The 20,242-nt window shown below is 62.4% G+C and carries 20 protein-coding genes; 10 read left to right on the forward strand and 10 right to left on the reverse strand.

The window, feature by feature from the left end:
• Positions 1–175 precede the first annotated feature (175 nt).
• On the forward strand, positions 176–1,249 hold the full coding sequence (locus Q0330_RS13060; protein ID WP_299479955.1) for a hypothetical protein: 1,074 nt from the start codon (positions 176–178) through the stop codon (positions 1,247–1,249).
• 90 nt (positions 1,250–1,339) lie between these two features.
• On the opposite strand, the gene Q0330_RS13065 is transcribed toward Q0330_RS13060, so the two are convergent.
• Complete coding sequence (locus Q0330_RS13065; RefSeq protein WP_299479958.1) at positions 1,340–1,744, reverse strand: single-stranded DNA-binding protein; 405 nt, start codon at positions 1,742–1,744, stop codon at positions 1,340–1,342.
• A gap of 425 nt (positions 1,745–2,169) precedes the next feature.
• Here Q0330_RS13065 and Q0330_RS13070 point away from each other — a divergent pair, with 425 nt between their 5' ends.
• From Q0330_RS13070 to Q0330_RS13080, 3 genes are all read left to right on the forward strand, one after another.
• Positions 2,170–2,490 carry an H-NS histone family protein gene (locus Q0330_RS13070; protein WP_250045560.1) on the forward strand — a complete coding sequence of 107 codons (321 nt, stop codon included), beginning with the start codon at positions 2,170–2,172 and terminating at the stop codon, positions 2,488–2,490.
• Between the two features lie 209 nt (positions 2,491–2,699).
• On the forward strand, positions 2,700–5,822 hold the full coding sequence (locus tag Q0330_RS13075) for a TrlF family AAA-like ATPase (RefSeq protein ID WP_299479970.1): 3,123 nt from the start codon (positions 2,700–2,702) through the stop codon (positions 5,820–5,822).
• 18 nt (positions 5,823–5,840) lie between these two features.
• Positions 5,841–6,779 (forward strand): DUF2971 domain-containing protein, encoded by a 939-nt coding sequence (locus tag Q0330_RS13080; protein ID WP_299479973.1) that lies wholly within the window; start codon positions 5,841–5,843, stop codon positions 6,777–6,779.
• Positions 6,780–6,993: 214 nt separating this feature from the next.
• Here the strand turns inward: Q0330_RS13080 and Q0330_RS13085 are convergent, their stop codons facing one another.
• The 6 genes from Q0330_RS13085 to repA all read right to left on the reverse strand — a co-directional run bounded on the left by Q0330_RS13085 (position 6,994) and on the right by repA (position 13,993).
• Positions 6,994–7,158, reverse strand: a complete 165-nt coding sequence (locus tag Q0330_RS13085; protein ID WP_007803240.1) for a hypothetical protein — start codon at positions 7,156–7,158, stop codon at positions 6,994–6,996.
• Positions 7,159–7,546: 388 nt separating this feature from the next.
• Positions 7,547–8,020 carry a hypothetical protein gene (locus Q0330_RS13090; protein WP_299479986.1) on the reverse strand — a complete coding sequence of 158 codons (474 nt, stop codon included), beginning with the start codon at positions 8,018–8,020 and terminating at the stop codon, positions 7,547–7,549.
• A gap of 99 nt (positions 8,021–8,119) precedes the next feature.
• Entirely contained in the window at positions 8,120–10,291 is a 2,172-nt protein-coding gene (locus tag Q0330_RS13095; RefSeq protein WP_299479990.1) for a ParB/RepB/Spo0J family partition protein, read from the reverse strand.
• 168 nt (positions 10,292–10,459) lie between these two features.
• A complete protein-coding gene (gene repC, locus Q0330_RS13100) occupies positions 10,460–11,671 on the reverse strand; it encodes a plasmid replication protein RepC (RefSeq protein ID WP_299479993.1) in 1,212 nt (403 codons plus the stop codon).
• Between the two features lie 212 nt (positions 11,672–11,883).
• Complete coding sequence (gene repB / locus Q0330_RS13105; RefSeq protein ID WP_366518334.1) at positions 11,884–12,816, reverse strand: plasmid partitioning protein RepB; 933 nt, start codon at positions 12,814–12,816, stop codon at positions 11,884–11,886.
• On the reverse strand, positions 12,800–13,993 hold the full coding sequence (gene repA / locus Q0330_RS13110) for a plasmid partitioning protein RepA (RefSeq protein ID WP_299479999.1): 1,194 nt from the start codon (positions 13,991–13,993) through the stop codon (positions 12,800–12,802). The genes repB and repA overlap by 17 nt, the downstream gene beginning before the upstream one ends.
• Positions 13,994–14,202: 209 nt before the next feature.
• Here repA and Q0330_RS13115 point away from each other — a divergent pair, with 209 nt between their 5' ends.
• Together Q0330_RS13115 and Q0330_RS13120 are read left to right on the forward strand one after the other, a co-directional pair.
• A complete protein-coding gene (locus Q0330_RS13115) occupies positions 14,203–14,430 on the forward strand; it encodes an AbrB/MazE/SpoVT family DNA-binding domain-containing protein (protein WP_299480002.1) in 228 nt (75 codons plus the stop codon).
• Positions 14,420–14,815, forward strand: a complete 396-nt coding sequence (locus tag Q0330_RS13120) for a PIN domain-containing protein (protein ID WP_299480005.1) — start codon at positions 14,420–14,422, stop codon at positions 14,813–14,815. Before Q0330_RS13115 ends, Q0330_RS13120 begins: the two co-directional genes overlap by 11 nt.
• 20 nt (positions 14,816–14,835) lie before the next feature.
• Here the strand turns inward: Q0330_RS13120 and Q0330_RS13125 are convergent, their stop codons facing one another.
• On the reverse strand, positions 14,836–15,720 hold the full coding sequence (locus Q0330_RS13125) for a recombinase family protein (RefSeq protein WP_299480008.1): 885 nt from the start codon (positions 15,718–15,720) through the stop codon (positions 14,836–14,838).
• 120 nt (positions 15,721–15,840) lie between these two features.
• On the opposite strand from Q0330_RS13125, the gene Q0330_RS13130 reads away from it, so the two are divergent.
• Positions 15,841–16,086: a type II toxin-antitoxin system ParD family antitoxin gene (locus Q0330_RS13130; RefSeq protein ID WP_299480011.1), complete on the forward strand. Its 246-nt coding sequence runs from the start codon at positions 15,841–15,843 to the stop codon at positions 16,084–16,086.
• Positions 16,073–16,381, forward strand: coding sequence for a type II toxin-antitoxin system RelE/ParE family toxin (locus Q0330_RS13135; RefSeq protein WP_299480014.1), 309 nt, complete (start codon positions 16,073–16,075; stop codon positions 16,379–16,381). The genes Q0330_RS13130 and Q0330_RS13135 overlap by 14 nt, the downstream gene beginning before the upstream one ends.
• Positions 16,382–16,401: 20 nt before the next feature.
• On the opposite strand, the gene Q0330_RS13140 is transcribed toward Q0330_RS13135, so the two are convergent.
• Positions 16,402–17,304, reverse strand: a complete 903-nt coding sequence (locus Q0330_RS13140) for a tyrosine-type recombinase/integrase (protein WP_299480017.1) — start codon at positions 17,302–17,304, stop codon at positions 16,402–16,404.
• A gap of 126 nt (positions 17,305–17,430) precedes the next feature.
• The gene (locus Q0330_RS13145) at positions 17,431–18,558 is read right to left on the reverse strand and encodes a tyrosine-type recombinase/integrase (RefSeq protein WP_299480020.1); all 1,128 of its coding nucleotides are present in this window, start codon (positions 18,556–18,558) and stop codon (positions 17,431–17,433) included.
• A 114-nt stretch (positions 18,559–18,672) separates the two neighbouring features.
• Between Q0330_RS13145 and Q0330_RS13150 the strand changes: the two genes are divergently transcribed.
• Positions 18,673–19,590, forward strand: a complete 918-nt coding sequence (locus tag Q0330_RS13150; protein ID WP_299480023.1) for a DUF1403 family protein — start codon at positions 18,673–18,675, stop codon at positions 19,588–19,590.
• 2 nt (positions 19,591–19,592) lie between these two features.
• Positions 19,593–20,228, forward strand: coding sequence for an SMC-Scp complex subunit ScpB (locus Q0330_RS13155; RefSeq protein ID WP_299480026.1), 636 nt, complete (start codon positions 19,593–19,595; stop codon positions 20,226–20,228).
• Positions 20,229–20,242: the final 14 nt, after the last annotated feature.

Genomic DNA, 20,242 nt, shown 5'->3' on the forward strand with positions numbered 1-20,242 from the left:
GCAACCAGCCTTTCTCTCACTCTTCAAAAGAAGCACGAGCGTCGGCAATGCGGGACGAAGCGGGCGCTCGCTGCGATTGCGCCATCGCCGAATTTCCTACCCAGATTCGGTTGTGACAGCGCAGTAAGGGTCCATATCTAGATGTGCGTGGGAATCTCAGACTTAGGGGTGAAGGGTGAGCAAGTTGCAGGATGAAGAGGGCAAGACCGACGAACTGCCACAAGGCGTTACGATTCCGAGCGATCTTCAGTTTTCCGCCAGAATGTTTCCAGACGAGGACTACGCCAAAGAGGCGATGTACAAGTTGCATTCCGTTCTCAGCGTCATCAGTCAATCCATCGACCTAACCAATCTGGATGGCGTGACGGTCGCCTTCGACTACGACGAAGCACTGGCTGATCTTGATCGTGGATATGAGACAACCTACACACTCACTGCCACCAAAGGTGTCGCCATCGGTGTTGCAATGGCGCCCACGGTAATTCGCGGAGGTGTGATCAAAACGCATCTAGTACTTAACGCGAACTACGCGCTTAGCATCCTAGAAGGACCTGGGGAGGAAACCGAATACTTTTGGCAATCACTTCATCTAATTGCACACGAATGCGCGCATGTGGAGGTGACAGCAGCATTTGACAAGTCGTTCCCAGGTTTTCTTCTTCAGAAAACACACAGCAATATTCTAGATAACATGCGCTGGCAGGTTATTCTGGCAACGTGGGATGAGTATGCTGTATGCCGCATCGCCGGCTCTATCGGATATGACCCCGCAGAGGGTTACCTCGAAACCTTGGTCAAGGTGTTGGGCGATACCAGGGGCCAATGCTACGAGCTGATCAAAGCATATCGGACCCATGGGGATGTTGGGCAGATTGTAGGGGAAGTGTATGGGAAGCTCGGCGATCTGCTGAAGTATTCATCTTACTTTGTGGGTGCTGCAGCGGCGCAGGAAACCCCAGAAACGCATCCGCCTGCTCTCACCGATGAGGCTGAGTTTGGGTGGTTTTCTCCGTTCTACGAACGCTTGCTTGAAGTGCACGAGGCGCTTTGGAGCGATTTTGGGAGATGGAAGAATTTGGATGCCTTCGAGGCCATCGGCGATATCTTAGAGGACATGGCTGAGAGCATTGGTGTCGAAGCGTCGCGCGAGTCCGACGACGTAATCCGATTCAATATTCCGTACCGACCGGAAAGCATGCCTGACATTGCCATGACGAACCCCTTAATGCGTGCACTGCTCGGCAGATAGCTGGATTGCATCATCGGCCAAAGTGGGCTCGAAGCTACATTGTAGCAGCTCAGCGAACCCGGCGGGTTTCCCCGCCGGGCGAGCCCGCCGTCAGAACGGGATCTCGTCGTCGCGGTCGACCAGCTCGGGGTTGTCGTTCTCGGCCGACTTCGGGCGGCTCAGGAAGTCGACCTTCTCGGCGATGATCTCGCAGCCGTAGCGGTCGTTCCCCATGCTGTCGATCCACTTGGTGTAGTGGATGCGGCCGTGGACGAGGACCTTCATGCCCTTTTCGCAATGCTCCGCGACGGTCTTGCCGAGACCGTTGAAGCAGGTGATGCGGTGCCATTCGGTGTCCATGACCCGGTAGCCGTTCTCGTCGCGCAGGACGCGACCTTCCGAGAGGCGGGGGCGGGAGGTGGCGAGGCTGAAGTTGGTGATCTTGGTGCCGCCCTGGGTGGTGCGGACTTCGGGGGTCTGACCGATGTTGCCGGCGAGGATGACGATGTTCTGCATGGTAAGCTCCTGTGTGTCCTGTCTTCGGGACCGTCCCTTCGACAAGACCCGGAAAAAGCCCGTCGGGTGACGCGTGCACGGTGGACGGAACGGACGCCGGAAACCCCCAGAGGACCGGGGTGGAGCGGGCAGCCCCGAAGGGGCAACACGGCCCGGACTGACGCGGGGTTGCGCGCAGGAGCCCGAACGGGATTAGGGGATTGTCAGTCGAAGGGATGGCCCAGAAGACAGAGATGCGCGGGGAGCCCATGCCAGACCCTGTCACCCTGCTCATCGGGGCAGCCTGACCCCCAGTCCAGCACCTCACTGGCGCCGAAAACGGCGATCACCAGCCTTTGCCACCCCTGCCCTTGCCCTCCGGGAGTTGCGGCACCCTGCCGCGACGGGCTATCGATACAGGGACATTCAGGACACGGACCGCATCAATGGCTGATTACGATCTCGAGGCACTGTCGCTCGGCGAGCTGAAGAAAATGCAGAAGGACGTCGCCAAGGCAATTTCCACATTCGAGGACCGGCAGAAGGCGGAAGCCCGCGCCAAGGTGGAAGCTCTCGCACGGGATCTGGGCTACTCTCTGGCCGAACTCGTCGGGCCCGAGACGAAACCCTCGCGCGCGCCAGCAGCGGCGAAGTACCGGCACCCTGAGAACCCGGCGCTCACCTGGTCCGGCCGTGGGCGCAAACCGCAGTGGTTCGTCGAGGCTTTGGAGGCGGGAAAGACCGCGAGCGACCTGGCCATCAGTTGAAGGCTTGACCTACACGATCGGCCCAAGGCGGACATTGATACCGAGTGCGAGAAATGCTTTGAACAGTCAAACCCGCCCTTCGAAACGTTTGGCGAGTTTCAGTTGGCTGACCACCACCAGTCCGATATCGCCCCCGAAGTTCCTTCGTACTTTGCTGGTACTATCACGTTTCCACTGGGAAGAACGACATCCCTGCGGTAATCACTGACTTGAGCGAAGCAGGAGATACGACCGCCGCACACTTCAATGCGCACCTTTCAAGGGCCTTGACGGCGTCGCCGAAAGCAACAGTCGGGGGAAACGGCGTGACCGGAAGCAAATGGCCGCGGGGTGCGGAGTGGCGGAAGTGGGACCTGCATGTCCACAGCCCTGCATCGCACGGGTTTACTGGCGACTATAACCAGTTCATCATCCAGCTCGGCAACGCCGATTGCGACGTGATCGGCATCAATGACTATTTCTCGGTCGCGGGCTACCGCGAAGTAGTCCACCGGCTGGCCAATCCGGCTGGCGACACGGAAGGCAACGCAGCCTACCGCGACGCCTTGGAAAAGCTGCGCAGGAAGATTCTGCTGCCGGTTGTCGAGTGCCGCATGACGAATGTGCTGATGAATAAGCAGGGCAAGGGCGGTCAGCGTCTAAACTTCCACCTGATATTCGACCCGGCACTCGAGCCGGAAGATATCGAGACGTTCCTCAAGAATCAGCAGGCAGGCGGCAGCTCGATCGGGGCACGCTATGCCAGCAGCGAGTTCCTGCTGAGCGTGCAGGTAGATTTCAACGAAATCCTGAAGAAGCTGCGCACGGACGGCAGCTTCCGCGGCCGGTATCTCGTCTGGCTGCCCTATGACGAATATGGCGGCATAGACAACATCGACCCGAATACCGATGTGATGCTCAAGCAGCACCTGATCCGCGACGCGGATATCCTGGGGTCGGCCAACAAGGCGCAGGCCGACTTCTTTCTATGGAAGAACCCCAAATATAGCGAAGCTTCCTACCGCGAGTGGTTCGGAAACCGGAAGCCATGCGTCAAGGGCAGCGACTCCCACAACGTCAACGACGAGCTCGGCAAGCTGAAGGACCAAGACTCCAGGCCGACCGACAAGTATTGCTGGATCAAGGCCGACCCGACCTTCGCCGGACTGCGCCAGATCATCAACGAGCCGGAGGACCGCGTCTATATCGGCCGCATCCCGCCCAAGCTCGAAGAGGTGCGCGGCAATGCCACGCGGTTCATAGACCGGCTTCACATCCGAAAAATCGCCGACGCCGAAACTGCTGATACTTGGTTCGACAGCGAACTGCCGCTCAACTCCGACATGGTCGCCATCATCGGTAACAAGGGCAGCGGCAAGAGTGCGCTCGCCGACATCCTCGCGCTCGCCGGCAACACGCACTGCGACCCGGTGCATTTCTCGTTCCTCGTCAAGGACCGATTCTGCGAGCGTAGCGGGAAGCTCGCCAAGCAGTTTACGGTCCGCCCTGTCTGGGCCGACGGCACGGAAACAGCGCTGCCGTTGAACGCGAAGCCCGATACCACCGGCGTCGAGCGGGTGCGCTACATTCCGCAGACCTATCTAGAGAAGGTCTGCACCGAGACGGAGCCCGGCCAGCAGAGCGAATTCCAGGCCGAGCTGCGCAAGGTCATCTTCTCCCATATCAGCGACGCCGACCGGCTCGGTCAGCAGTCGCTCGACGAGCTGATCGAATACAAGACCGAGGAACTGAAGGGACAGATCGACAACGCGCGGCGCGAGATCGAGCGCGTAAACGGCGAGCTTGTGCGCCTCGAAGAAAAGGCGACGCCTGCCTACGCCGCTCGGATCGAGGCGCTGCTGCGCCAGAAGCAGCAAGAACTGAAGGCGCACAAGGAGATCGAGCCGGCGAAGGTCGAGCAGCCGGGCGAAGTCAGCCCCGAACAAAAGGCCGCTTACGACGTCATTGCGGAAAAACTCGCCGGCGAGCGTACCACGCTCAACCGGATCGACGCGGAGACGGCGGAGAAGACGCAGCGGCAGAAGACGCTGACGGAAAAGATCGCGCTCGCCCGGAAGGTCGAGGGCAAAATCGACAATTTCGAAAGCGAGTACGCCCGTCTCAACCGCGAGACCGCCCCCGATCTCGAAAAGCTCGGATTGTCGCTTTCCGCCCTGGTCTCCATTACTGTCGATAAGACGGTCCTTACGACCGCGCGTGATAAGCTCATTGACGAAAAGACGCTCGTCGATACCGCGCTGGATGATGTCGGCGCCGGCAGCCTTCCTGCGCAGAAGGCGGCGTGCCTGCAACGTATAGCCGGGCTTCAGGGGCAACTCGATGCGCCAAACAAGCGCTTTCAGGAGTACAACGAGGCGCTCCGGGCCTGGCAGGAGAAAGGACTTCTGATCGAGGGCGCCGCTGACAAGCCTGACACGCTGAAGGGTTATGAAGCGCAGCTGTCCTACCTCAAGACCGGCCTTCCCGACGATATAGAGAAGCTGCGCGTGCAGCGCCGGGAGATCGCTCGCGGCATCCACAAATGCGTCGCCGCGATCCGCGACGCGTACAAGGAGCTGTTCTCTGCGGTGCAGGAGCTGATCGGCTCCAGCGTCGTTATCAAAGAAGGATTCAAGCTCACGTTCGAGAGCACCATCATCGAGCGTAACCTCGAAGGCGACCTATTCGACAAATTCGTTTCAACGGGCGTCGCCGGCTCGTTCTACCGCAAGGAAAAGGGCACGGCGCTCGAAGAAATCCGCGCGGATTTTGACGTCAACGACGAAGACGATGCGCTCGCCTATGTCGAGAAGATCATCGCTCATCTAGAACGCGATATGCGTACGGTGCAGCAGACGCCCACAGGCATCGCCGGCCAGCTACGCAAGAATGTCGAAGTGAAGGCGCTCTACGATTTTCTGTGGAGTCTCGGTTACCTTGAGCCGGAGTATTCGCTGAAGCTAGACGGCAAGGACCTCAGCCACCTCTCGCCCGGCGAACGCGGTACGCTCTTGCTGGTCTTCTACCTGCTGGTCGATAAGAGCAACAAGCCGATCATCGTCGATCAACCGGAAGAAAATCTCGACAGTCAGACAGTGTATCGGCTGCTGATTCCGGTCATCAAGGATGTGAAAAAGCGCCGTCAGATCATCATGGTGACGCACAGCCCTAATATTGCTGTGGTCTGTGATGCGGAGCAGATCATTCACGCCCATATCGACCGCGCGGCGGGCAATGCGGTCATCTATACGATGGGCGCCATCGAGTCGCCCGCCATCAACCGCTTCCTCGTCGATGTCCTAGAAGGCACACGGCCCGCTTTCGACAATCGCGACGCCAAGTATTTCGTGTGATAGGGGACGGAAATGGCAATGAGGAAAATTCCGGAGAGGCTCTATAAATACCGTACTTTCAGCAACCGCACACTCGATGCGCTGATCGCGGATCAGGTATTCTTTGCTGACCCGAGCACATTCAACGATCCGCTCGACACGAAGCCCACTCTCGACACGGATATTGACGCCGACGCGCTAGCAGGAATCCTTTCCCGCCTTGTCGAGCAGCGTGTCAATGCCGAAATGAGTGCGGCTGCAAAAACGATACGGTACAGAGGGCCGAAGACGATCAGCCACATAGCGGCCCACAGTCGGCGGCGCGCGGAACAGGTAGTTGCCGAAATTCGCTACCATGCGACGAACCCCGAATACGATATCGAAGATCCGGCCCGCTTCCTCTTCGGGCAATATATCGAGGAAGAACTCCTGAGGCGCTACGGCAAAGGTATCTTTTCACTTGCCGAACGGGCCGACTGCCCGCTGATGTGGAGCCACTATGGCGACCAGCACAAGGGCGTGTGCATCGGTTATTCGATACCCCCGCGGGCAGCGGGCGACCTGCACAAAATCAGCTACGGCGGCAGCCGGTTGATTGCGGCGAGCGCGGTCGCCGCAATGCTCGACGGCGACGAAGAAGCCCGCCATCAGGTAGATGAGGCCGTCCTAACGAAAAAGGCCGTCGACTGGCGCTACGAGCGCGAATGGAGGCTCGTCGGCCCGCGCGGCCCGCATGACTCCCCGCTTGAGATGGAAGAAGTCGTTTTCGGGATGCGTTGCTCGCACACTGTAAAATTCGCCATAGTCAAAGCGCTCACGGGCCGCAGCCGACCGGTGCGATTTTATGAGATACGCGAGCGCCACGGGCGATTCCTGCTGGGCCGCTACACGCTCGACGTCGATGAGCTTTCCGCATCGTTACCGAGGCGCGCCCTCGAAATGTATGACCATTTCGACGATCTGTCCGGCGAAGCATAAAGGCCAAGCGGAGCAGTGCACCCGACGTCCGCTATCGCGCATCTTGCTCATTTGTGCCTTTCGCAGTGAAGGTTCGCTCCCCGCCCATACGCACCACGATCTGCGCAGGCGGCGCACTGTGTTCCCAAGAGCGACGCCGCCGATCACTCTATCGGCGATAGGCCCGGAAGTGTAACCGCGCCGTGCCGGGCCCTCGGAAAGTGAGGCCGAAGCCTCACCCGAAGGGATCGTATTCCGAGACGATCACGACCTCGTCTCCGTCGATTTCGTCGGCGGGGACGGCGCCAAAGGTTCCATCCCCTGCCTGAAAGACAACGATCGAGACCATGAGCGTGGCGGCGAGGGAGGCGGCGAAGGCGTGTGCATCTTTGCGGGACATCTGTTTGGCTCCTGTCTTGGAGGCGGGGGACCATCCCCCGCGCGACAGGACCCCGCAGGCCCGAAGACTGGCTGACATCACCGGGTGCGTTCGGCTTGCCCGAATCCACCCGGCGGCACGGGCTTGCCCGTAGTCCGACCCCTCGCGGGTTGATCTCGAAGACAGGATTCGGGGCAAGGAAGGGAATGGCGAGCGGGGGATGGTGCCCCAACGTCAGGAGCCGGTTGTCCCGCTCATGCTTGGAACGCCGCCAGCCTCCCGGGCAGGCTGTTGGTTGAAGACCTCCGTCTGTGGTGATGGATCCTTTGGCGCCCCGCGGCATCGCGGGACGAGGGTATGATTGGTGAGAGGCCTGCCCTTCAGAAGGCCCCTCATGCATTGTCAGGGCTCAGGCGGCCAGGTCTGCGCCCCCTGCCCTCTCGCCGTCCTCGGCACCGACGATATCGAGCCTCGCGTTGCGATAGCCTTCCCGTGCAATCCAAAGCTCGGCCGCAGTGATGGATTCCGCCAGATGCAGCAACTCGGTGTTTCCACCGAAGTCCAGAAGTACGCGGACCTGCCCGGGCTTCGGTTCCTCGGCCACCTCAAAGATCAGACGGCTATCCGCCGAATGGCTGCGCATGATGGTGACGAGAATGACCCCGTCCGAGGAGAAGTTGCCCTCATGCAGCGTGAAGGAGGCCGGAGCCGTCCAGGTGGGATAGACCCGCGGCAGTACCTTCTTCACGAGGCGGCCGACGCCGTTCGATCGCTCCCAGGCCGCGAGCTTCTTCGTGAAACGTGCCGGCGGTCTGGGACTGCCGTCGGTGTAGCGGATCAGCGCCCCCAAAGGGGCCGAGTCGATGATGTTTGTTGCAGACATGATTCCTCATCCCGAATGCGAGAATTCGCATTCATCATATTGATATTGTTGTATATTGTGAGAGTGAGGGCGAGTTTCCTCGCCCCCGGATGGCTCAGATCACTCCGCCGCCATCATCGATGCATCGCCGTCGGGCAGATCAGCCGTCAGGAAAGCCGGGAGATCGATGTCGTCGGGCTCACCCGCGTCCTCCCCCTGCCCTTCCGCGATCGCCTCACCATCGCGTGCCGCCAGATCGGCCCGGCGCAGGACCTCGGGCAGCCAGCCGCTGCCCTTCAGAAGTCGCTCGGCCTCGGTCGCCATCTCGCCTTTCTTGAGGTGATCGAGAAGCTGCGCGGTCCCCTCCCCCTTTGCCTCGCGTACGGCTTCGAGGATCCGTGCCTTGGGCACACGGTTGAGATAGGCATCAACCGTGGGCTCCCAGCCCGCCTCGACCATGTCGAGATCGAGCGCGCGCGCCACGAGATCGGCGTGCGCCATGCGGCGGGTCAATCCAGTGGCCGAAATGCCAGCCCCATAGGGGTTCACCTTCTCATGAAGCGCGTTGACCCCGAAGCTGAGGCAATGCGCAAGAAGAGCGAGACGACTGCCTTGATCGAGCGCGGCCAGATAGTCCCAGAGGGCGGCATCGTCGCCGAGGGGCAGATCGGCCTCCCAGGCTGCGTGACGCTCGTCGACCAGCTTCGCCACCACACTGTCCTTCAGGTCCGGTGCCTGCGCCGACATGTAGACGTGACGCACCGAAGCCTCGAGACAACTGCCAGTGGCCGAGGAGGTGCGGAAGGTATCCGTCACCAACTTCAGGAGCAGGAGCGTCAGCGCGACGTCCGGCGACCGCCCGATGGCCTCACGCAGCGCGAGGGTCCGGTGGGCAGTCAGTTCCATGACCAGCCGCTCGGGCAACGGCTTCAGCGCACCGTCATCTTCCTCATCGGACGCATCCGCCCCGATCGGCTGCCCCCCCGAAGTGATGACGGTGCACCCGGCGGAGGTCGCCGACAGTTTCCAACTGGAACCGCCGACATCACCCCCCTGCCCCATGGCATCCACACCATCGCCATCCTGGACCGCGGTCTCCTCGTGCGGCTCGTCCTCTGGCCGAACGTACCCACGATAGATCGCAAGACTGCCATCCCGATCCAGCGTCACGAAGACGCCCGCGCGCGCAATCTCGGTCGGGTCGTAGATCAGAGGCCGCTGTTCGAGCGCTTCCATCGCCATCTCGAGTTGACCCAGCCGGGCATCGATTTCCTCGGGGTACTCGTCCTGGCCGGAGTATTCCTCCTCCAGCTCGCGGTACTCGGCGAGGAGCACAGCGTGGGCAGCGCTTTCCTCCTCGGTCATCGGTGCCGGGTCACCGGCCAGGCGCCGCAGACCATGGCTGTAGCCATAGGGCAGGTCGGTCGCGACCTCGATCCACTTCCAGCCCTCGGAGGCCAGCGCCTCGGCTTCGGCCTGGAGCTTCTCGGAGACCAGCCGATCGAGCAGGGCAGGGTCCTCAAGCCAACCACCGTCATCGCCCTGAAACAGATCGCGCAGCACGACACCGCCTGCCGCCTCATAGGCATCGAAACCCACGAAGACCGCACGGCGATCCGAGGCCCTGATCGAGGTCTCCGTCAGCATGCGCCGGATCGCATAGGGCTCCTTGTTCCAGGAGTTCTTCACCGTATCCCAGACCTGCTCCTGACGCGCATGGTCCGGGTTCACGGTGAAGGCCATCAGCTGTTCCAACGTCATGCCGTCCTCGGCATAGACCCCGAGCAGGGCAGGGGCCACAGAGGCGAGCTTCAGACGCTGCTTGACGATCTGCGGCGTCACGAAGAAGGCCGCGGCGATCGCTTCTTCACTCTGACCCTTCTCGCGCAAGGCCACGAAGGCGCGGAATTGGTCCAGCGGGTGCAGAGCGACGCGCTGCATGTTCTCTGCCAGCGAGTCGTCCTCGGCCAGAATGTCGGACGCAGCATCCCGCACGATGCAGGGGATCGGCGCGGTCTTCGCCAGTCGCTTTTGCTTCACCAAGAGCGACAGCGCCTGGAAACGACGACCGCCGGCGGGGATCTCGAACGTGCCGGTTTCGACCCCGTCGGCATCAAGCACGGGCCGGACGTTCAAGCCCTGCAGCAGGCCGCGCCGGGCGATGTCCTCGGCCAGTTCCTCGACCGATACGCCGGCCTTGATGCGCCGCACGTTGGACTGGCTCAGCACGAGCTTGCCGAAGGGGATGTCCCGCGACGGGGACAGGGTGACTTTCTGGGCTGCTTTCGTCATCAGATCTTCTCCACGACGGGCGTCGGAAGCCACTCTTCCGATCTCACTTCCCGTCACCCCTCAAACCCCCAACCTCTTCCTCTCGAACATCCTGTGACTGCCAACAGGCGACTTAACAGCTGTTAAGTCATGACGCGCGAGCCATGGACAATCTGAACTTAACAGCTGTTAAGCCGCACTCCGCCGACCGATCAGCGCCATGACCATCGGTCCGCAGGAGAACTCGCCAGCTGCGGCTTTGGATGTCAGCGCGCGGAGATAGCCACCCGGGGATCTGATGTCGGCAAAGCGTTCCAGCATGGCGACGACGACGATTGACGCCTGCTCAGGGCCCATGAGCCGCTGCGCTTCTTCCCAAGCTGATGCACTGATCCCCATGGCGGGCCGGACGTGGCACGCCGCGTCGAAAAGCTGATGCCAGTGCCGGATATCACCTTGGTAGAAGGTCTTGAGGGAAGGGCAGGCGGCAAGTACCAAGTGGAGCGGGATTTTCGGGACTTGTCGAGTATCCAGCTCTTCAACGTCAGCAACAGGCGCATCGGTATCATCATCTGGCGCGCCGGCCGCCGCCCCGCCTTTTTCTAAGGCAGGTTCAAGATCTATAGATTCTTTATTTGAATTATGATGGTGACGCTCAAAACGAGCATCATTGGTGTTCATTTCTTCTGTTTCAGGCCCATCGATGAGGTTGCGAGCCTGATCGAGGAGAGCTTCAAGTTCGGCCCGATAGGCCGAGAGGTCCTCAAGCGACAACTTGCGGCGAAGCGCGCGTGCCGTGAGGGCGGCCATGTCGCGCAGCTGATCCCAGAGGCCAAGGCCAGGCCGGATCTCCTCTCCGAACTCCGCGAGGGCTGCGAGATCGCGCCGCATGAGGCTGACGACCTCCCTCAACCGCCTGACACGCTCCTCGGCCTCACGCACGGCCTCTGCGGCCCGCGCGATCTCCTCGGACCGGCAGTAGAGCGGCGAGAGCTCGAAGCCGAAAGCCACATGCTCTTCACCGTGCTTGCGGACGTAGCGCTTCCCGTTGGGGCTATCGCGTCGCATCAGCAAGCCGGCCTCGACCAGGCGGGCCAGGTGACGGCGCATCGTGGAGCAGGGCATGCCGTTCAGCCGCTCGCAGATTGCCTTGTTGGACGGGAAGACGACCATCTCGGCGTTCCCGCCAAGCGCATCATCGGGAAAGAAGCTGAGCAGCCCCTGGAGAACCGTCAGATCGCGCTCGGAAACCCCAAAGGCAGCCTGCGCCTTGGACAGCTCACGCAAGAGCTCCCACTTATTGACGGGCTTGCCTGAAACGGACGCTTCGGGTCGCTCGACCACACGCAAATGGGCGTGCGAAATCGGCCGCATAAACGGCGAAATAGGTGTGTACTCCATGATTTTCGTTCACGAAGGCAAAATTTCCCTGGCCCGCGAATCGCTTTGCGCTTGCGGGAAAGGGGCCAGATCGCTACATTCAGAGGTGCGAAAACTGAAGTTTTGTAGCGGGCTGGTCCCGTGCGAAACCTAAGAAAGGTCTCGTGAAGCTTGCTTCTCGGGGCCTTTTTCTTTTCTGCCTGTCTCGTGCCTCCTTTGTTTGTTGCTCTTCCTCAGTCTTCCGAACGCTTCCAGCGCTCGTGAAGCTCGGCGATCAACTGCGGGGCATGTCCCTCCAACCAGCTGACGAAATCACTGTCCTCGGCCTTCAACTCGAGCTTGAGTTGCTTGCCACGACGTCCAGTCGTGACAGTGGCTGCACCGACGCCCGGAATGACCGTGCCAGGCTGCCCGAGAGGGCGAGACGAAGACGCGGTCTGTTCAGGCTTTCCTGCAGCGGAGAGGACAGCCAAGAATGCATTATCGGACTTCTCGTTTATCCCGCCTTGGTGGGTGTTCTTCGCCTCACCGGCCAAAGCGGCAAGCCGTTCGCGATCGACATCTTTAGATCCAAGCAACTTCTTGAGCTCTTCCCATCGCGGCCTTCCGATGCCCGGTGCCGCGCCAATGGCCAGGATCAAGTCCTCTCCCACGGTGCGAACCACGCTTAACAGCTGAGAAACGCCTGCCTCAGTCAAATTGAGAACCTCGGCGACACCCTTGTTTGTGCGTTCGGATGCGGTCAGATGATCACCGTCAAGCAAGGCGGCGGCGACAAGCGCGCGTTCGATGAAGCTAAGGTCCCGACGCTCCTGGTTCTCCAAAAGCTGATCGCGAAGCGCCTGATCGCCCTCCATCTCCGTGACGATGGCGCGGACCTTGATCCCGAGTTCCCTGCAAGCTTCCAGACGACGACGGCCATAGATTAGGCTGTAACGCTCACCCTCAAGCGGCCGGACAAGGATAGGCACGCGCTGACCATTCTTGGAAATCGAGGCTTTGAGACCCTCGGTCTCGATGTGCAAACGGTCATCAAGCCGACCTGCGGTCTCGATTTGGTCAGGCTCGATTTCGAAGACGCCGCCGCGCAGCCTGCGCCCTTCCAGTGCGTCCGGCGCGTTGCGCAGGGTCTGCAACGGCAGCCCGAGTTTAGGCTTTCTTGCCATTTCGGCCCCACGTGTTCTGGATGATCTCAGCGATCTCGTCGTTGACAGCGTTCATGGACTCGATTGCGCGGTCGAATGTCTGACGCGTGAAGTCCTTCTTGTCGGCCTCATAGAGCGTCTGCTTGGTCAGCCCCGCGTCAGAGATAGCCGTCGACTCAACCATATGGTTGGTCAGGACTGACCTACCGAACAGTCCACGGATGAAGGCAATGACCTCGGTCTGTGGGGCATCGCCCACCTTGTATCGGGTCGGTAGGAACCGCAGCCAGTCGAAACGAAGATTTGCACCGGCATCCCGGATGACACCGAGCAGATCAGCGGTCATGCGCAGGAACTGCGACATGGACATTAGATCGAGCATCTGCGGGTGAACGGTTACAAGGACGCCGGAGGATGCCGATAGGGCGGACATGGTCAGGAAGCCGAGCTGCGGGGGACAGTCGATGACGACGACGTCGTAGTCTGCTTCGACACTGTCGAGCGCATCACGCACCCGCGCGAAAAAGGCGCGCGCACCACCTCGCTGAATGGCGGCCGGCGTCTCGTGCTCGAATTCCATGAGTTCGAGGTTGCCGGGAATCAGATCAAGACCGCGGATGTAGGTCTTGCGGATCACATCCGAAATCGGAACCGGCTCATCGTAGCGCACCGCGTCATAGAGGGTCCCGCCCTCCATCAGGTCCAATTCAGGCTGGATGCCATGCAGCGCGGAAAGGGAAGCCTGTGGATCAAGGTCGATCGCAAGCACCCGATATCCTTTGAGCGCCAAGCGTTGCGCCAAGTGCGCTGATGTGGTCGTTTTGCCTGACCCACCCTTGAAGTTGACGACAGAGATAATCTGAAGCTCATCCCCGCTACGACGTCCCGGGACGTAGGTGCCAGGCTTTTTTGCATTTGCCTCAAGGGCGTGGCGGATGTCCCAGACATCATCCAGCGTATACCGACGGTGACTTCCCGCAGTCGTCTCGACCTCAGCGATCTTTCCTTCTCGATGTAGCTTGCGAAGATAGGTATGGTCGACCCCAAGCAACTCGGCCGCTTCACCGCTGGTCAGGCTGCGCATGACCTTCTTGGCGTCAGGAGGGAAATGAGCCGCACGTTGCGCGTGAAGGTTCGACGCGAGAAGCTCTGCGTAGTGCCCGATGGCAATGTCTAGGTCCTGCTCAGCGTCGCTCATCTCTGCCTCGATCCGTGGGCGCGATTTTTATGTGACCACGCGGTATTTTTCGAGACTATTGCCCGACATGCCAGATTCGCGCAAGCTCTTTCTAAATCTGGTGTCAGTAGCTGCGTCGTGCACAAGAGTGGCTACGGTTTGGTGGAAGGCTTGTTCTTGTAGCCCTTCGGATATACATTACTAAGAGTATATCCAACCAGGAGGCCACAATGCAGGTCGCAAAATGGGGCAACTCGCTTGCCGTCCGTCTGCCCGCGGAGCTTGTTCGCGAACTTGGCTTGAAGGAAGGCGATCAGATCGACTTGGTCAAGGACGACGGCCAAGTGAGGGTGCGACGCCACGCGCGTGCGGACGAGGTGCTGAACGGCCTGCGCCGCTTCCGGGGCAAGCTACCCGCCGCAGAACGCCTGAGCCGCGACGACGCGCATGAGCGCTGAATTCGCGGACACGAATGTCGTTCTATACCTGCTCGACGACGGCCCAAAGGCCGATCGCGCCGAGGTCATCCTGGGGCAGGGACCGCGGATCAGCGTTCAGGTCCTGAACGAGGCGCTGGTGAACTGCCGCCGCAAGGCTAGCCTCAGTCGGGAGGAAGCAGCAACATTTCTCGAAGGCGTACGCGCCTTGTGTCCCGTCGAAGAGCTGACCCTTCAGACACATGACGTCGGTCGCGCCTTGGGGGAACGCTACGGCTTCTCGATCTATGATGCGATGATCGTGGCGAGCGCCCTGATTGCGGGTTGCGCCACGCTGTGGAGCGAGGACATGCAAGATGGACTGCTCGTTGAAAACCAGCTGCGGATTGTGAACCCGTTTGCATAAGGGGTGGCGGTCCGCTGCGTCTACCCCAGCAGCCCTAGCCTTTCGGCCCGCTCCAGCAGCATCTTTACCGACGAGGGCTGCCAGCTGGTCCGCCCACGCGGCGTCCGCTCCCGCATCTTCTCGAGCCGGTTGCAGATTTCTTGCAGCGTAATTTCCGGGTTTGCGCCCTTGATGCCGGCCACGATGGCGGGCAAGCGGTCGTCGGTATCGCGACGACCGGCACGGCCCAGAACGGTTTCCGGCAGGAAGCCGTCGCGGACATAGGCATTCACGGCGCGTAGCAATCGGCTTTGTGTCCACTGGCGCTCATGGGGCAGGGGGCCGTTGACGATGCGCACTACGTCTTCCCAGGCCAAGTCCGGGCGCAGGCGACGGACATGGGGAACCCAGTCCTGCGCCGTCTCGTTCAGGCGTTCCATGTAGCCATCCTGCCGCGCCAGCCGCACCTTGCGCAACGCCGCCGGATCGCGGGCGCGCAAGCCCGGATTGCCGCCGATCCGGCCCTTGCTGCGCGCGCTGGCCAGCCCCGCCTTGGTGCGTTCGCGGATCAGGGCGCGCTCGAACTCGGCCGCGGCGCCGAGAATTTGCAGGGTGAACTTGCCCTGCGGCGAAGACGTGTCGATCGGGTCGGTCAGAGAGCGGAAGAAGGCACCCTTCGCCTCCAGCCGCTCGATCACCTCCAGCAGATGCGAGAGGGATCGCGCCAGGCGGTCGATGCGCACGACGACCAGCGTGTCGCCTTTGCCGATCCGTTCCAGCACGCGGGCCAGCACGGGCCGCGCGCGGTTCCCGCCAGAGGCCTGCTCCTCGTGGATCTCGACGCAGCCCGCAGATTTCAGGGCCTGCGACTGGGGCAGGGGGGTCTGATCTTCGGTCGAGACGCGCGCGTAGCCGATCAGGGGCATCAAAACAGGCCGTTTGCAGTTTCACATACCATCAATAAACGACCGATTGGCTGGCACGGCACAGGGCACGCTTGTCGCACGGCAATCTTTGCCATAAGTTGTGAGCTGAAGGAGACCGCCATGGGCACCATGAACATCTCGCTGCCGGATCCCATGAAGAGCTGGGTCGAAGACCAGACCAGGTCAGGTCGCTACGCCAACTCCAGCGACTATGTGCGCGATTTGATCCGTCGCGATCGGGAACGTCTGGACGCCATCGCCGAGATTCAGGCGGCCGTCGATGCTGGCCTGGCGAGCGGACCTGCCAAGCCGCTTGACCGGCAGGGGTTCAAGGCCCGAATGCGCGCACAGCATGCAGGGAAGTAGCGGCTGGGTCCTGCGACCTGCTGCGGAAGCCGATCTTTCGGACATCTGGCTGCAGGGGGCACTGGCGTGGGGCGTTGATCAGGCCGAGCGCTATGCCGACGGCCTGTTCGCGCTCTTTGATCTTCTGGTCGAGTTCCCCGAGATCGCCCACGAGCACACCGAGTTCACGCCCGCGGTGCGGATCCATCCCAGCGGCGCGCATCTAGTGATCTATAGGCAAGCAGATCAGGGGATAGAAATCATCCGCATCCTGCACGGCCATCAGAACCTCGCCGCCTACCTTTCGAACGGCTGATCGGCATCCAAAGTGACCCCTCAGTCCCCCAACAGGTCTGCCGCCGGGTTCTCGCTGATCTCGACATCGGCGTAGTATTTCTGGGCTTGCACGGCCGACCTGTGAAGGCTCAGCTTCATCGCGGCCGCCAGCGGCGCTCCGTCCAGCGCGGCCTGGGTTAGGAAGCCTGCCCGCAACCCGTGCAGCGTAGCGAAATCCACCGGCAGACCTGCCAACTGCAGCCGGTAGCGGAGTATGGTCCGTAGAGCGTCGGAAGCGAGACGCCGGGGCAGGGGGCGGTCGGCCTTGCTGACCGGGCGAAACAGCGGGCCGTCCTTCAGCCCGGTGACTTCCAGCCAATGGACGACGGCACGCGCGCCGCGGCCCTTCAAGGGCAGCTTCGGCGCTTGGTCTTTCTTAGTGGTCTTGGTTTCCAGGAGGCGAACCCAGAGGAGGCCCTTGGCCAGGAAATCATCCCGGCCAATGTCCTCGACGTTCAGCCCCGAGACTTCTGACCGCCTCCGCCCGCCCGAGGCGAAGGCGAGCATCAGCATCGCCCGATCGCGGATGCCACGATGGGTGTCATCGCAGGTGGCAAGCAGCGCCTCCAGGATATCCCGCGTGACCGGCTTCGGTGACTTCGGGGTGCGTGGCTTGGCATTCGCCCGGCGGGCTTTCTGCCGCGCCTGCTGCACCAATGGGGTCGAGAACGGCGACGTCAGATTGCGCATCCGGTGGAAGGCCTGCCAGGAGGCGATGCGGCGGTCGAGCGTGGCCGGGGAGGGGCAGGTCAAAGCAACCCGCAGGCCGATGGCGATCAGCTCCAGCGCCACGTCCTGCGCCGGGCCGGGCTTTTCGGTCAGGTCCTGGGCATGGTCCAGAATGAAGCGCAGGGCGACCTTCTCGTCCTCCGGCCAGGCCAGTGACTTCCCGAAGGCCGCCATCTTCCAGGCGGAGATGTAGGCCTGTCGCGTTTGGTTCCCGATTTCAATTGAAGCGATTAGGCGAAACCTGAGCGGTCTGGTTGGAGCTTGGCATTTCAGCAAAAGCTCGTCGGAAGGGCAGGGGGCTTACAAGCCTGCGGCCTTGGTCAGGTTGACGCGGAACCTGTCGCGGCGTCGCTGGTAGCGGCGGGTCATCTCTGCGCTTGCATGACCGAGCTGTTTTTGAACATAGCGCTCATCAACTTCCGCGCTGCTGGCAAGGCCCGCGCGCAGGGAATGGCCGGAATACAGCGCCAGCCGCTCTGCTTTTGACAGCTCCGGGCGCAGACCGGCTTCTTCGACGGTCTGCTTGATCAGACGGGCAACGTGTTTGTCGGAGAGCCGCTCGCCGGTCGCCTTCCGCCCGTTACGGCTGACGGCCACAAAGAGCGGACCAAAGTCGATGCGGGCATAATGTAACCATTGGTTCAGGGCATGAACCGGGCAGGTCTGGTCGGACGACCCGCGGGCAATCTCCACCTCGCGCCAGCCGGTCTTGCCGCGCAGGGTGAGGAGCACGCCGTCCTCCAGGATCTCGACCCAGCCGCCGCTGTCGGGCGTGTCATCCTTGCCGTGATCGAGGCTGACAATTTCAGACCGACGCAGGCCGCCAGCAAAGCCGATCAGCAGGATCGCCCGGTCGCGCAACCCGCGCAGATCGTGGGGCAGGGTGGCCAGCATGTCGCGCAAGTCCTCCGGCAGGATGGCCTCCTTCTGCACCGGAGGGCGGGCGTGCCTGCGGCGGATGCCGGCGAGGACAGTGGCGATGTGCCGGTCCTTGCGGTCGAGGCGCTCACCGCGCTGCGCATAGCCCCAGGTCAGGCCGGAGATCCGCCGCTCTATAGAGGAGACCGCAAGGGGTCGGAACGCCGACTGCGACGGGGTCGTGCCGCCCGGTGCTGCCAGATCGGCGATGTAGAGGCCGATCAACTGGGACGACGGGGGCAGGGGGTCTGCGCCGCGCATCCGGCACCAGCGGGCGAAATGGGCCCAGTCCTTGGCATACGCCTTTAGTGTGTTCTCCGACGCCGCCTGCCTCGCATAGTCTCGCGCGGCCTCAATCAGGCGGTCGAGTGTGGCCGAGCCAGCGATGTGGGACGGCAGGGCGATCGTGTCGCGCTCCGGATCAGCGCTGTCGTCCCCTTCCTGGCGATCGGGGAGTTCCGGGGGTTCTAGGGGCGATTTCTCGGGTGTTTCGGTCATGCTTCTGAGCATATCTTCTTTGCGTCCGATAAGGCAAACTTATTGGACATCATCTGAAAGTGACAGGCGCGGCGCTTGGTCGCGAAAAATATGGTAGTAACCGCCGCCATCTGCTAGCCTGCCGCCATGCCGCGCGATCAGAAACCTGCTCCTGTCCCCCGTTCCGATCCCGCGCTACCGCGCTGGGTCCGGCAGGGCGCGGGTCGGGAAGATGTTGAGACTGTGCTGTTTTCGGCGGGTGCGGCGCTGGCGCTGCTCGATCCCTTGACCCGCTCCGAAGACCCGGTCGGAACCCTGTGGCGCAAGCGGCTGGCGCTTTCGGCAGCGGCGGCGGTTGCCGCGCTGGAGGGGCGCCGCGAAGCGGAGGGACAGTTGCGCGACGCCCTCGCCCTCTGCCGTCCCGGGGATGACCCCGGCCCGGGTGGGCGGCTGCTGATCGCGTGGCGACATCTGGGCGCGGCGCGGGCGCTGCACTCGGCCGACTGGCCAGCGCGGTTGCCGGGGCTGTTCGATCTGCCGCCGCACCCCCTCACTGACCTGCTGCGCGATCTGGCCGCGCGGTTTGCCGGGCGCATCCCGCCCTTGCGGTTTGCGGCCGAGGCGGCGCGCGACGTGCTGGCCCTTGGTCCGGCGCATCGCGGCCTGGCGCTCTGGCTGGCCGATGCGGCTCTCGCCCGCGCGCTTGGCTGGGATCGCCCGCTGCCGCTACTGGCGGCGCATCTGCCGCGTGCGGCTTTCCGGCTCGAGGGCGAGGCGTGGTTGGCCGCCTGTGCCGCGGCCTGGGGCAGGCGGGCCGTGGCGGCGTTTGATCTGCACACCGACCTGGCCCGCCGCGCCGCTGCGCTCCGCGCGGTCGCTCCGAAGTTGCGCGGCAAGGATGCCGCCGCCATCATTGTCGCCTTGCTGAGCGAGGATGCGCTGGCTGCCCAGGCGGGCGCGCAGACCAGCGACCGCGCCGCGCGGCGGCTGTTCGAGCGGCTGACCGGGCTTGGCGTCGTGCGCGAACTGACCGGCCGGCCGACCTTCCGGCTTTACGGGCTATGACGATGGCCCGAAAATCTACCGAACTGCTGGATACCGAATTGGCCGATCTGCCGCAGGCTTTGCGCTGGCGCGAGTGGATGGCGCGGGTCGAGGCGGTGCTGTTTGCCTCTGCCGATCCGGTGAGCCGCGACATACTGGCCCGCGTGGTCGGCCGGGACTGTGCCCTCGATCTGCTGATCGAGGATATCTGCGCCGAACTGGCCGACCGGCCCTATGAGATCGCCCGCGTCGCCGGCGGCTGGCAGTTCCGCACCCGGCCGCGCCATGCCGAGGCGATCCGCACCGCGCGTGGTGATACCGACAGCCCGCGCGACCTGACCTCGACCGAGGCGCTCGTGCTGACCATCGTCGCCTATCTGCAGCCGGTGACGCGCGGCGCGATCTCGCGGCTCACGGGGCGCGAGGTCAGCCGCGACCTGATCGCCCGGCTGCACCGCCAGGCCCTGATCGCCCGCGGCCCGCGCAGCCCGGAACCCGGCGCGCCCTACACTTACGTCACCACGCCGGGGTTTCTGGAGCAGTTCGGGCTGGAGACCCTGCGTGACTTGCCGGATATTGAGGCGCTGGAGGATGCGGGGTTGCTGAAGCCCGCCGCGGATGTCGCGCTGGATCTGCCGATCGCAAGTGAGAGCAATTGAATGCCCGAACCTAT

Source organism: uncultured Paracoccus sp. (genome assembly GCF_937873615.1).
Classification (GTDB): Bacteria; Pseudomonadota; Alphaproteobacteria; order Rhodobacterales; family Rhodobacteraceae; genus Paracoccus.